This is a genomic window from Janthinobacterium sp. Mn2066 (assembly GCF_049319705.1).
Classification (GTDB): Bacteria; Pseudomonadota; Gammaproteobacteria; order Burkholderiales; family Burkholderiaceae_D; genus Janthinobacterium.
The window spans coordinates 41110-54369 of record NZ_JBMOUF010000020.1 but is presented as its reverse complement, the minus strand read 5'-3'; the positions used below and the strand labels follow the sequence as shown (position 1 = coordinate 54369).

10 protein-coding genes are annotated in these 13260 nt (G+C 62.4%); 5 read left to right on the top strand and 5 right to left on the bottom strand.

Annotated elements, in window-relative coordinates:
• Positions 1–68 precede the first annotated feature (68 nt).
• Complete coding sequence (locus ACL9RI_RS26995) at positions 69–653, top strand: hypothetical protein (protein ID WP_422729537.1); 585 nt, start codon at positions 69–71, stop codon at positions 651–653.
• A gap of 151 nt (positions 654–804) precedes the next feature.
• Positions 805–2409, top strand: coding sequence for a methyl-accepting chemotaxis protein (locus ACL9RI_RS26990; protein WP_422729536.1), 1605 nt, complete (start codon positions 805–807; stop codon positions 2407–2409).
• Here ACL9RI_RS26990 and ACL9RI_RS26985 read toward each other — a convergent pair.
• Both ACL9RI_RS26985 and ACL9RI_RS26980 read right to left on the bottom strand, forming a co-directional pair.
• Positions 2389–3237: a DUF2071 domain-containing protein gene (locus ACL9RI_RS26985; protein WP_422729535.1), complete on the bottom strand. Its 849-nt coding sequence runs from the start codon at positions 3235–3237 to the stop codon at positions 2389–2391. The genes ACL9RI_RS26990 and ACL9RI_RS26985 overlap by 21 nt on opposite strands.
• A gap of 59 nt (positions 3238–3296) precedes the next feature.
• A complete protein-coding gene (locus ACL9RI_RS26980; protein ID WP_183676971.1) occupies positions 3297–4079 on the bottom strand; it encodes a 3-hydroxybutyrate dehydrogenase in 783 nt (260 codons plus the stop codon).
• Between the two features lie 374 nt (positions 4080–4453).
• Between ACL9RI_RS26980 and ACL9RI_RS26975 the strand changes: the two genes are divergently transcribed.
• Entirely contained in the window at positions 4454–6733 is a 2280-nt protein-coding gene (locus ACL9RI_RS26975; RefSeq protein WP_422729534.1) for a TonB-dependent hemoglobin/transferrin/lactoferrin family receptor, read from the top strand.
• A 215-nt stretch (positions 6734–6948) separates the two neighbouring features.
• On the opposite strand, the gene ACL9RI_RS26970 is transcribed toward ACL9RI_RS26975, so the two are convergent.
• The 3 genes from ACL9RI_RS26970 to ACL9RI_RS26960 form a co-directional block, all read right to left on the bottom strand.
• Entirely contained in the window at positions 6949–8307 is a 1359-nt protein-coding gene (locus ACL9RI_RS26970; protein WP_422729533.1) for a diguanylate cyclase domain-containing protein, read from the bottom strand.
• Between the two features lie 366 nt (positions 8308–8673).
• Entirely contained in the window at positions 8674–9867 is a 1194-nt protein-coding gene (locus ACL9RI_RS26965) for a PLP-dependent aminotransferase family protein (protein WP_422729532.1), read from the bottom strand.
• 176 nt (positions 9868–10043) lie between these two features.
• On the bottom strand, positions 10044–10952 hold the full coding sequence (locus ACL9RI_RS26960; protein ID WP_422729531.1) for a DMT family transporter: 909 nt from the start codon (positions 10950–10952) through the stop codon (positions 10044–10046).
• Between the two features lie 120 nt (positions 10953–11072).
• On the opposite strand from ACL9RI_RS26960, the gene ACL9RI_RS26955 reads away from it, so the two are divergent.
• A complete protein-coding gene (locus ACL9RI_RS26955) occupies positions 11073–12491 on the top strand; it encodes a PLP-dependent aminotransferase family protein (RefSeq protein ID WP_422729530.1) in 1419 nt (472 codons plus the stop codon).
• Positions 12492–12609: 118 nt separating this feature from the next.
• Positions 12610–13245, top strand: a complete 636-nt coding sequence (locus tag ACL9RI_RS26950) for a hypothetical protein (protein WP_422729529.1) — start codon at positions 12610–12612, stop codon at positions 13243–13245.
• Positions 13246–13260 lie beyond the last annotated feature (15 nt).

Genomic DNA, 13260 nt, shown 5'->3' with positions numbered 1-13260 from the left:
CTACAGAAATAGCTGTTTTTATGCAAAGTGCTAGACTGCGCGACTTTGATCACTCTCACCGATAAGCCATGCGCATCTGTACCATTGCCCTGACCACCGCCACCCTCTCTGCCTCCTTGCTGGCCCATGCTGCACCCATGCCCACGCAAGAGCAGATCAACGCTGCCGTGCAGGCCGGGGTAGCGAAGCAAAAATCGTCCGTGCCGATTCCTGTCAAGGTCACCAGCCTGCAGGGTTGCCAGCAGGCGCCAGAGCCGGAATTCAAGGGAGAAACCGTGTGCCTGGTGGGCATGAGCGCCGGCATGCGCGACGGTTTTACCGTCTTGCCGCTGCGCCAGGAGGGCGATAGCTGGGTCGGTGTCGAGCGCAAGCACGCCCAGTTTCCGGGGCCGGCGCCGGCCGAAGCGCAAGCGCTGATACGCGCCTGGGCCAAGCAGGAAGTGGCCAACAATCCCGAGCTGGCCAAGGATAGGCAGATGCAGGAAGCGCAGACCACCATGCAGGTCAAGGCCATCCATGACTGCGAAGTCAAGCGCAGCTCCGGTTATCTGCAGTGCGACACCGTCCTGAGCGTGCCTGGCCGCCCTGACGATATCAAGACGGAGCTGACATTTGCCCTCGAAGCGGGAGGCTGGCGCTACGTGCCCCGTTGAGGCGGGCGGGCTGGCGTCATGCAGAAATTGCCACCCGATCAATAATTCAATATTAGAATGAATGGTTCATTGCACATGACAGGCTGGCGCCTTGCCGGCCTGCCGCGTGCCCCTTCACCGCCGGTGCACGGGCGACAGCCGAGGAACGACCATGCGTCTCAATCTTCCCGTCAGCGATACCGAAATCAATTTGAGCGATACCGAGACCATCGTCTCGACTACCGACTTGCAAGGCAATATCACCTACGCCAATCCCTATTTCATTGCCGTCAGCGGCTATAGCGCCGAGGAATTGATCGGCGCGCCGCAAAACATCCTGCGCCATCCCGACATGCCGGTCGAAGCGTTTGCCGACTTCTGGGCCACCATCCGCTCGGGCCGTTCCTGGAGCGGCATGGTCAAGAACCGCTGCAAGAATGGCGATTATTACTGGGTGCTGGCCAATGTCACGCCCGTGGTGGAAGAGGGCGTGGCGGTCGGTTACATGTCCGTGCGCACCAAGCCGACCCGCCAGCAGGTGGCGCAAGCGTCTGCCCTGTATGCGCGCATCAAGGCAGGCAAGGCGGACGGCATCGTCATCCGCCAGGGCGCAGCCATGCGCACGGGGCCGCTGGCCAGGCTGCTGCGCCTGCGCGACATGGCGCTGGCCAGGCGCATAGCCTGGAACCTGGGTTTCCTGGGTGTCGTGCTGTTGCTGCAACTGGCCTGGAATGCAGGGGTGCTGCCGGCCGGCGCGGCTGCCTGGGTCACGGGCCTGTCCTTGCTGGCGCTGCTGGCGCTGGCCGGTTTCTGGCATGCGCTGCACAGCAATGTGCTGCGGCCCCTGCGCCAGGCGCGCAAGGCCTGCGACGTGATGGCCGGCGGCGACCTGACGCAGGAAGTGGGCACCGAACGGCGTGACGAGATGGGGCAACTGCTGCGTTCCTTGCGACAATTGCGCGTCAATCTGCACTCCATCGTCGGCGATGTGCGCGGTAACTTCCTGCAAATCAGCGTGGCCAGCCGTGAAATCGCGGCCGGCAATATGGACTTGTCGGGCCGTACGGAAGCGCAGGCGTCGGCCTTGCAGCAAACGGCGTCCAGCATGGAACAACTGGCGGCGACGGTGCAGCAAAACAGCGGCAACGCCATGCAGGCCAGCGACATGGCGGGCAAGGCGCATGGCCTGGCCGGCAAGGGCGGCGAAATCGTCGGCCAGATGGTGGCCATGATGGCCGAGATTGATGCGTCTTCCAAGAAGATCGGCGACATTACGGGCATTATCGAAGGCATCGCCTTCCAGACCAACATCCTGGCCCTGAATGCCGCCGTGGAAGCGGCGCGCGCCGGCGACCAGGGACGCGGCTTTGCCGTCGTCGCGGGCGAAGTGCGCAGCCTGGCGCAGCGCTGCTCGTCGGCCGCCAGCGAAATCAAGCAGCTGATCACGGCGTCTTTGACGCAGGTGGAAGCGGGCGCACAACTGGCGGCCCAGGCGGGCGCCAGCAGTGCGGAAATGCTGGGCGCGGTGCAGGGCGTGCACGGCATCATGGCCGAGATCGCCTCTGCCTCGCGCGAGCAAAGCAATGGCATCGGCCAGGTCAACCGGGCCGTGACGCAGATGGATGAGGTGACGCAGCAGAATGCGGCGCTGGTGGAACAGTCGGCGTCCGCCTCGGCCGAACTGCAGGCACAGACGCTGAAACTGGAACAGGCGATGGCGCTGTTCAAGCTGGAACGGCGCCACGGCGGCAATGCCTTAGAGCAGGCGCTCCGATAAGGCCTGGAAGGCGACCTGCGGCACCAGGAAGGCAAACGGCGTCGACACGGGCGGCAGTTGCGCCAGCAAGCCGCATTCGGCGCTGTGGACGGTCAAGGCCTGCACTTGCTCCAAAGCGATGGGCAAACTGATTTCACCGTATGCCAGCTTGCCATTGCGCGGCACGTGGGCGATGGCGGCTTCCTGGCAGGCCAGGAAGCTGACGGCGTCTTGCCAGTTGCCAAATATTTGCTGCCAATCGGCGTCCAGGCTCGGTTCGGCATGAATCGCGGCATGCACTTCCAGTGCCGGCGCGCTACCTGCGCCCGGCGTGATGCTGCAATACGCCTCGGTTGCCGTGACCTGATGCCGCATATTGCCGGCCAGATGCGTGGGCAAGAGGTCGCTGAACATCCGCGTGCCCAGCGCATGGGGCAGGCTATCCATGATGTTCTTCAAGAAATACACGCATGGCAGGGCGGGCGTGCCCGGTGGCGTGTGGTCGAGGTAAAGGCGCCAGTTGCTTTGCAACGGCGATGGCAACAGCTTGCGCAAAGGCCCGGACAGGGCCGGGCCGAAATGGCCGTGGCGGTACGTGAGCACGGTAAATGGCGTCTTGCCATCGCGCTGCCACAGGGTGACGCCGTCGGGCAGCAGCTGTTGTGCGGCGGCTGCATCGACCAGCCAGCTCATATACACGACATTGGATACATCGCTGTGCAAGGTCAGGAAGGGCAGGCGCGCCAGGATCGCCTGGCGGGCGTTGGCAAAATGCGTGCAGTTGGCAAGCGAGGATAGCAGGCGGCCTGCCCAGCCCGCGCGTGGGTGGTGGTAAGTGTTGTCGTGCAATTGGGGAGCTTTCGGATGCGCAGGATGCAGGCGGACTGCGCCGCCTGCGGGCAGGGATTTTATTGCATGAACCAGCCGTGGCTGACGACGATCGACTGGCCGCTCAGCGCCGTCGACGGGAAGGCCGCCAGGAATACGGCCGTTTCCGCCACGTCCTGCGTGGTGGTGAATTCGCCGTCGATGGTGTCTTTCAGCATCACTTTCTTGATCACGTCTTCTTCGCTGATCTTCAGCTGGGCTGCCTGCTCGGGGATCTGCTTGTCGACCAGCGGCGTGCGCACGAAGCCGGGGCAGATGACGTTGGCGCGGATATGGTCTTTCGCGCCTTCCTTGGCTACCACCTTGGCCAGGCCCAGCAAGCCGTGTTTGGCCGCCACATAGGCGCTCTTGAAGGGCGAGCCTTCATGCGAGTGCACCGACCCCATGTAGATGATGGCGCCGCCGCGGCCGCCCTTGATCATTTCGCGCATGCAGGCGCGGGTGGTCAGGAAGGCGCCGTCCAGGTGAATTGCCAGCATCTTTTTCCACTGTTCGAACGGGTAGTCGACCACCGGGCTGATGATCTGGATGCCCGCATTGCTGATCAGCACATCGATGCCGCCGAAGTGGGCGGCGGCGTCCGCCACGCCCTGGTCGACCTGCGCTTCGCTGGTGACATCCATGGCGACGGCAAAGGCCTGGCCGCCTGACTGTTTGATTTCATCGGCGGTCTTGTTGGCCGCGTCCAGCGCCAGGTCGGCAATCACGACCTTCGCGCCCTGTTTCGCATATTCAAGAGCGATTTCCTTGCCGATACCACTGGCGGCGCCGGTAATCAGTGCGACTTTGTCTTTGAGTTGCATATTAATCCTTTGCATTGCGGGTTGAGGTCATCGTGGGAGCTTTACCTTTGCCAGTATAGCCAGAAAAGACGCCGGCCATGGGCTGCACGCAGCCGCGATGGCAGATGTCTTGCTCCATGCCAGCTCTTTGGCGATTTCCCATGGATGCTATTGCGAATCATTCTCATCTGATATATGATGTGTAACGCATTTCACCCAGGCAACTTTACCCACGGTGCGTGCACTGCGATGCCAGTGAGCCACCGGCACGCGTCCGCGCGGGCAGAGCACCGCCGCAACGTTGCCTTCTACGCCGCCGCCTGAATAGTGCACTGCCCGTCATTCCTCTGCCCAGCGTTTTCTCCTCAGATGTATGAAGACAGGCAAGGAATGCAATGAAACACCATAAAAATATCAAGATCAAGGTAGTGATGAAACCGCTGGCCGCCGCGCTGGCGCTGATGCTGGGTACGGCGGGCGCGAATGCCTGGGCCATCGACAGCAAGGATGATGCGAGCAATGACCAGCAGATGGCGCCCATCAGCGTGTTCGGCGACGCCATCAACGCCGGCACGGCGGGCCGCTCCTACCTCAACACGGCTGACATCGAACGCCAGCAGGCCGACAACGTCGCGTCGCTGCTCGATACCTTGCCCGGCGTGGACATGTCCGGCACGGCGCGCCCCAGCGGCCAGAGCCTCAATATCTGGGGCTTCAGCAAGGTGCAGGACGTGAAAGTCATCCTCGATGGCGTGCCGAAAGGCTTCGAGAAATACCGCCAGGGTTCCATTTTCATCGAGCCGGAACTGATCAAGCAGATCGAAGTCAACAAGGGCGCGCATACCAGCCTGTATGGCAATGGCGGTTTTGGCGGCGTGATCACGGTCGAGACGAAGGACGCCAAAGACATGCTGGAAGGCGACGCCAAAGTGGGCGCCTTCGTCAAGTATGCGCGCCATAGCAACAACGCGGAAAACGACGCCACCGTGGCCGTGTATGGCCGCACGGAAGATGGCCGTTTCGACGCCATGGCCTACACCACGCAGCGCAAGTCGGACGATTTGCGCAAACCCGATGGCAAGGTGTTCCGCTTTTCCGCCATCGACGCGCCATCGAGCCTGGCCAAGCTGAACGTGCGCCTGACCAGCGAACAATTGCTGACCCTGACCGCGATGAAGAGCAGCAGCACGGGCTGGGGGCCGTTCGCCGCCATGGGCGAAGACGTGCCCACGCCGACCGAGGCGGAAATCAAGAAATATGGCCTGGAAGAGGCGTGGCAGCGCAAGGCCGTCTACCGCGACCAGCACGACGATACCTATTCCGTGAAATGGCAGTATGCGCCGCAGGACAATCCGTGGGTCAAGCTGACGGCCAGCGCCGGCTATTCGCACACCGACCAGCACGACACGCGCTTGCCATCGGCCTCGCAGGGTTCCTACCTGGGGTCCTTGGGCAACGAGAGCTGGGCCTCCTACACCGACCGCATCGCCGAAGTGCGCAATGAAAGCGTCTTCAACACGGGCGCCTGGTCGCACGTGCTGCAAACGGGCCTGCAATGGCACAGGAACGTGCGCGACACCCTGATGTATTACCCGTCGCCGTCGGCGCTGAAGGATCCGACCTATAACTACGGCTACTTCCAGCCTTACTACATGCCGGCCGGCCGCCAGGAAACCCAGGGGCTGTACCTGCAGGATGCGATGACCTATGGCGGGCTGACGGTGACGGCGGCGCTGCGCCATGACAAGGTCAGCACCGAAGGCGTGCCGAACAAGGCCTCGCGCTACAACAGCCCGCTGCCGGCCGCCGGCCACGATTTCAGCGAGAAAACGCATGACGACTGGTCGCCGCGCCTGGGCCTGTTCTGGAAGGCGACCAATACGCTGGCGCTGTTCGGCGACTTGAGCCGCACCTGGCGCGCGCCCACCATCGACGAGATGTATTCGAATGAATATTATGTGTCGGACAAGCTGGGTTCCTCGACGCCGGGCACCAGCCGCAACCTGGCGGTCGAGCGCGTGACTGCTGTGCGTGTGGGCGCCATGCTGCATCGCCAGAACCTGTTTTTGGACCGCGACGATGCGCAAGTGCGCCTGACCATTTACCGCAACCGTGTCAGCGACAATATCGGCCCGCGCCTGGGCGTGCTGTTCGAAGGCTATGTGCCCGGTTCGGGCAAGGTGCCGCCAGCGCTGTCCGATTACCGCAACCTGGCCGGCTACCGCACCGAAGGCGTGGAGCTGGAGTCGTACTACAACACGCCGCGCCTGTATGCCAGCGCCTCGCTGTCGATGCAGTATGGCACCCGCACCGGCACCCAGCGCGACCCATGGGGCCAGGACGAACCCGTATCGACCATGGCGCCGGACAAGCTGATGACAGGCCTGGGCTGGCGCTTTCCCGAGCAGGGCGCGAGCATCGGCTGGCAAGGCCGCTTCGTCGCCAAGCAGGACCGCGTCTTGCCGAAGGGCAGCTTCTACCGCCTGCCGCCATCGACCGGTTATGCCTTGCACACCTTGTTCGCCTCGTGGAACGGCACGCAAGGTTTCTGGCGCGGCACGGAAGTGCGGCTGACGGTGGATAATATTTTTAACCGCGATTACAAGCCTTACTTGAGTGAAGCGGTGACGGGCGTAGGGCGTAATGCCAAGTTGAGTTTGTCGCGGAAGTTTTGATCTGTAGAGCTTTAAAAATGGCGGGCCGGAGTCGCGGCCCTGAGAAAATGCCGAGGGCGGCGTTGCAGCTCCTTGCCGTACATGCGTACTGTCTGCGTCGCTGCGCCTTGCCCTCGGCATTTTTCAGGTCCGCTAGGCCCGAAAGCCTTTGCACAGGTCTTGGGTGCACGGCTGCTCCTGCTGCCAGTTTTGCTGTTGCTGCTCCTGCTGGGCTGTCAGCGCAGTACCAATGCCTTGACGGTTTCCCAGGCGGTGCTGCCCGAATGGGTGGCGCGGACCTGGTTGCGGCCGCCTTCCTTGGCCACGTACAGGGCGCGGTCGGCGGCCACGAACAGGGTGGCGCGGTCGTCCAGCTGGTGCGGGTGGATGGTTGCCACGCCGATGCTGACGGTGATCCATGGCGAGGTGGGCGAGCGGGGGTGGGGCAGTTGCAGGCTTTCGATATGGCCGCGTATGGCTTCGGCCAGTAGCATCGCGCCATCGGCTTCCGTCTCTGAAAACAGCATGACGAATTCCTCGCCGCCATAGCGGGCCGCCAGGTCGCCCGGGCGGCAGGCGTGCGTAGCGATGGCTTGCGCCACCTGCTGCAGGCAGGCGTCGCCGGCCGGGTGGCCCAGGCTGTCGTTATACAGCTTGAAATGGTCGACATCGAGCACCACCAGCGACAGCGCACTGCCGTTGCGCACGGCGCGCTGCCACTCTTTTTCCAGGAAAGTATCGAAATGGCGGCGGTTGGCGATCTTGGTCAGCGAATCGAGATAGGCCGCCCGCTGCAGCGCATCTTCCGACTGCTTGTGGTGGGTAATATCGTGCAGCAGCCCGATATACAGCGGCTGGCGCAGATACATGGGGGTCAGGGTCAGGTCCATGCTCAGGGTGTCGCCATTGCGGTGGCGGATCGCCACTTCGCGCGTGCCGTGCTTGTGCGCCGTTTCCGGATTGGCCGCATACATGGCGAAATAATCGAGATATTCCTGCGTCACCAGAGGGCTGAGCAGCTCGCCGATCGAATGGCCGGCCAGCTCATTTTCGCGGTAGCCCAGGTACTGGTCGCAGGCCGGATTGGTGTACTGGATGCGTCCGTCCGCCTCGATGATCAGCAAGCCCTCGGCCATGTTGTTGACGATGGTGCGCAGCCGCTCGGCCTGCTCCTGCTGGGTTTCATTGTTGCTGCGGATTTGCAGCTGGGCGCGCACGCGGGCGCACACTTCGGCCAAGCGCAGCGGCTTGGCGATATAGTCGACGGCGCCCGCATCGAAGCCGGCCACCACATCGTCCGTTTCCGTCCTGGCGCTCATGAAGATGACGGGAATGCGCTGCGTCAGCGGATGCTGCTTGAGCCGGCGGCAGGTTTCGATGCCATCCATGTCCGGCATCAGTACGTCGAGCAGGATCAGGTCGGGCTGGGCGCGCTGGGCGATGGTCAACGCCCGCTCGCCGGAGGTGGCCACATAGGTTTGATAACCCTGTTCGCTCATGGACTTGCGCAGCAGCTCAAGATTGGCTGGCGCATCATCGACGATCAATATGGCGGCATCATGCCGTTGGGAAAAATCCACACTGCCTGGTTTCATTGCTACCGGCCTCTATCTGATGAGCTGCACCAGGCCAGCATTTGCTGCACTTTCGGTATGGCCGAACCCTGGAATCGCTGCAGCCGCACATCGCATCGGGCGGGTAGGCGGTGCCAGGAGTGTTGCGTCCGGACCTGTCACGGGCCGGGCATCTGTACACGTGTAGTAAAGGCTGACTTGATTCCAATTTGAGCAGATGATACCGCTTTGCTAATTGCTTGGGTGAAAAAAATGCATCGTTTTTTATATGGCAATAAATAAAATATTGCTACTTTTGCTGTGCTATCTTGCAGAAGTTTTGTAGGAAAGTTACAAAAAGGCGGGGGCGTTTGCTGCCCGGCAAGTGTGCCGGGCAGGCGGGGGAGATTACACCTTGGCGGCGATCAGCTTGCCCAGGATGGCGACGCCTTCACGGATGCGTTCCGGTGGCACGGTGACGAAGGACAGGCGCAGGGTGTTGGTTTCCGGCTGGTTGGCGTAGAACGGCGCGCCGGGCACGAAGGCGACCTTGTGGGCGATCGCTTCATCGAGCAGCTGCATGGCGTCGATGTGCTTTGGCAGCGTGACCCAGATGAACATGCCGCCTTCCGGGCGGGTCCAGGTGACACTGGCCGGGAAGTGTTCCTTCAGTGCATCGAGCATGGCCTGGCACTGGTCGCCGTACAGCTTGCGGATGCTGGGGATATGTTGCTGCAGGAAACCATCCTTGATCACTTCATGCACCACCATCTGCGTCAGCTGCGCCGTGTGCAGGTCGGCCGCCTGCTTGGCCAGTTCCAGGCGGCGCACCAGCGGCAGCGGCGCTACCACGTAGCCGAGGCGGATGCCGGGCGTGAGCACCTTGGAAAACGAGCCCATGTAGATTACGCCGTCCGGGTTCATATTGACCATTTTCGGCGACGGCTCGCCGCTGTAGCTGAGCGCGCCGTAGGGATCGTCCTCGATCAGCGGCAAGCCGTGGCGGGCGCAGGTTTCCACCAGCTCCACGCGGCGCGCCACGGACAGGCTGCGGCCCGTCGGGTTCTGGAAGTTCGGCAGCGCGTACAGCAGGCGCGCGCCATCGGCGACCGGATTGACCGACGACGGCACCAGGCCTTCATCATCGGTATCGACGGAAACGAATTCAGGGCGGTAGACGGAAAACGCCTGCAGCGCGCCCAGATAGCTGGGGGTTTCCACCAGCACGCGGCTGCCTTCGTCGATCAGCACCTTGCCCAGCAAGTCCAGCGCCTGCTGCGAGCCGGAGGTCATCAAGACCTGTTCCGGCAGGATGCGGCTGTCATTGTTGGAGAGCGAATCGGCAATCCACTGGCGCAGTGGCGGATAACCGTCGGTGGGGCCGTATTGCAGGGCCACCTTGCCATTGTTCGACAACACTTTGTCGAAGGCGGTTTTCATTTGCTCGACGGGGAAGGTGGCGGGCGAGGGCAGGCCACCGGCAAAGGAAATGATTTCGGGACGCTGCGTGATCTTCAGGATTTCTCGGATGAAAGAGCTTTTTAATTGCTCCGCGCGTTCGGAAAAGCGCCATTGGATGGGATTTGGATTGTCAATTTTCATACGTGTCTCATGGAAGATGCCGAGCTGCGCCGGCTGGTTTTTATGGTCCGCTTATGGCGGCCGTCGATAAAGCGGCGCCGGGTAGGCGTCGCCCCACTACCGCCATATTGTACGACCAGACTGGGCTTTGGTGGAGAGTTGGCATTTCAAACGGATATCGCAAAATGGCAACACGGTCATTTCAGCTTGCGCCCGGCTGCCACCACAGCGATCACGGCGCCGGCAAACAGCAGGCTGGATACTTCCAGCGCTTCGCCCAGCAGCACGGCGGCGCCCAGCAGGGTGAGAAACGGTTGCAGCAATTGCGTCTGGCCCACGCGCGCCACGCCGCCCAGCGCCATGCCCCGATACCAGAAAAAGAAGCCGATAAACATGGAAAACACGGAGATATACGCAAAACCCAGCCAGGCGGTGGCGCCCGCTTGCAGCAGCAAGGTCCGCTGCGGCCATGTCAAATACAGTACCAGCGGCAGCACGAACGGCGCGGCCAGCACCAGCGCCCAGGAAATCACATGCTGGCCGGGCATGCTTTGCGCCAGGCGCCCGCCTTCCGCGTAACCGAGCGCGCCCAGTACGACGGCGGCAAACATCAGCACGTCAGCCAGATGAAAACTGCCGCCACCCTGGCGCAGGGCAAACAGCACCACCAGCGCCGTACCGGCCAGCGCCATCAGCCAGAATCCCAGCGATGGGCGTTCCTTGCCGCGCAGCACGGCAAACACGGCCGTGGCCAGCGGCAAGATGCCGACCAGCACGGCGCCGTGCGAGGCGGGCAGGCTGCGCATGGCGATCGAGGTCAGCCAGGGAAAGCCCACCACGCAGCCCAGCGCCACCAGGGCCAGCGGCAGCCACTGTTCGCGCCGGGGCAGGGGCGCGCGCTGATGCCACAGCCACAATGCCGCCAGGCACGCGGCCACCAGGGCACGCCCCAGGGCCACGAAGGCGGGGGCGAGCTCGGCCACGGCCAGGCGCGTAAAGGGCAGGGTCAGGCTGAACATGGCGACGGCCGTCAGGCCCAATAACAGGCCTTTGCGGTCGTCGGCCAGGCGGGAAGGGGAGGAAACAAGCTGGATGTGGGAGGTCATGGTCTGGAGAGTGCTGGAGCAAGGCGTGGATTTGTGGACGGCATGCTGCTATGCTAGGCTGCAATAGCAGTACAGTACAAATACACTTGATACTCTAATTTTCCACACTGTAATGGTCACATGAGCAATACACTGATAGCGCCGCTGAGCCTCTTGTCACGCACTTCGGGCGAAACCCTGATCGACCAGATCGTGCGCTCGGTGGTGGTGCGCATCGATGACCGCCTGCTGCGCGGCGGCGCGCGCATGCCCTCGATACGCCAGTGCGCGGCCAGCCTGGAGGTGTCGTGCGCCACGGTGGTGGCCAGTTACGACAAGCTGGTGGGACTCGATTACCTGGAGTCGCGGCGCGGCGCCGGCTTTTTCGTGCGTGAGCGCGCGCCGCTGAATATGCCGGCGCCGCAGCCGGAAGTGACCGCAGAGCCCATGGATGTGGTCTGGCTGATCCGCAATATGTTCCGCCAGAAGCCGCCTCATCATGCCCCCGGTTCCGGCATGCTGCCCAATGAGTGGCTCGATGGGGAACTGGTGGCGCGCGCGCTGCGCGACGTGGCGCGCCAGCCCGGTTCCCTGCTGCTCAGCTATGGCGCGCCGCAGGGCTTCCTGCCGCTGCGCCAGCAGCTGCAGCTGAAGCTGGCCGGTCTGGAAATTACCTGCCCTCCCGAGCAGATCGTCACCACGGTGGGCGTGATGCAGGCGCTGGACCTGGTGGCGCGCGAATTTGCCCGCCCCGGCGACACCATCTTTGTCGACGATCCTGCCTATTGGCTGATGTTTGGCGCTTTTGCCGCCATGGGCATGCGCGTGATCGGCATCCCGCGCCTGGCCGATGGCCCCGATATCGCCATGCTGGCCGAGCTGGCAGCGCTGCATCAACCGAAGCTGTATGTTATTAATTCAGTGCTGCACAATCCCAGTTCCACCTCGCTGTCGGCGGCCAAGGCTTTCCAGGTGCTGCGCCTGGCCGAACAGCACGATTTCCTGGTGGTCGAGGATGATATCTATTGCGATATGCATCCGGGCGGCGGTTTGCCGGTGACGCGGCTGGCTGCGCTGGACCAGCTGCGCCGCGTGATTTACCTGGGCGGTTTTTCCAAGAGCCTGTCAGCCAATCTGCGCGTGGGCTTTATCGCCACCTCGCCGGAACGGGCGCAGCGCCTGGCAGACCGCAAGATGCTGGCGACCCTGACCACCAGCGACATCGGCGAACGGGTGGTCTACCAGATACTGTCGCAAGGCCATTACCGCAAGCACGCGGAGCGCTTGCGCGCACGCCTCGACAAGGTGCGCGACGCCACTTACCGCCGCATCGAGCAGGCCGGCCTGCGCTTCGATCCTGCGCCGGCCGGCATGTTTGTCTGGGCCGACGCGGGCTGCGACACCAATCTGCTGGCCGAAAAAGCCCTGGCCGAGGGCCTGGTGCTGGCGCCCGGCAGCCTGTTTTCACCGCGCCAGCTGCCATCGACCCGCATGCGCCTGAACCTGGCCACGGTGCAGGATGAGCAGGTCTGGGCGTTCCTGGGGCGCGCGCTGGGCTAGCGCTGGATGGCAAACCCATAGCATACGTGACAATATGTGTATTTTTGTCGACGCTAATTTGCTATCCTTTTGCGCCGCTATCGACCAAAAAGGCCGATGGAGACGATAAGGAGAAGCAGTGAGTATTTTCAGTTGGACAAGGGCCCTGAGGGGCGCCGAAGGCGAAGCATCCTGGAGTGTGCGTAAGTTGCGCCGCACCTTGCTTACCGTAATATGTTTTTGTCCGCTTATCGCTTCTGCCGGGCTGGATGTGACGGCATATACAAGACTGGCGCCGGTCGCCTCGCCGCAGCTCGATCAGGATGGGGAACCCATCGGCGAAAAGCAGGTCATGCTCGTGCCTGTCGAGTTCGTCGAACGCTTTACCGGGCTCACGCCGAATGGCGTCTATCGCTATGAGGCGGCGTTCGAGTTCAGGGCGGGCAGTTATTCTGGCTATAACCACTGGCGTAATGAATTGGCCAGGCTGGCCGGATATGCGGCGACGCCAGATACATTGCCTGATGGGAAAATCGAAACGCGCTATGACGCTACTGTCTGGCGTCTCCAGAAAGGACCATTCTGGGAGTTGATCGACTTTTCCGATAGTGAAGGCGTGATTGGCCCAGTCGTGTGCAAGCGTGTTTATGCTGACTTTGTTCAGTATCATCATGCGGCCCTACAACATCCTGACGAGAATTTCCGTGCCGCCTACGCTGAATGGATGAAAGCATTTGCCATGTGCGCGGACGAGGGGGCGATTGTCTTTCACTAACAAGCAGTATGGCAG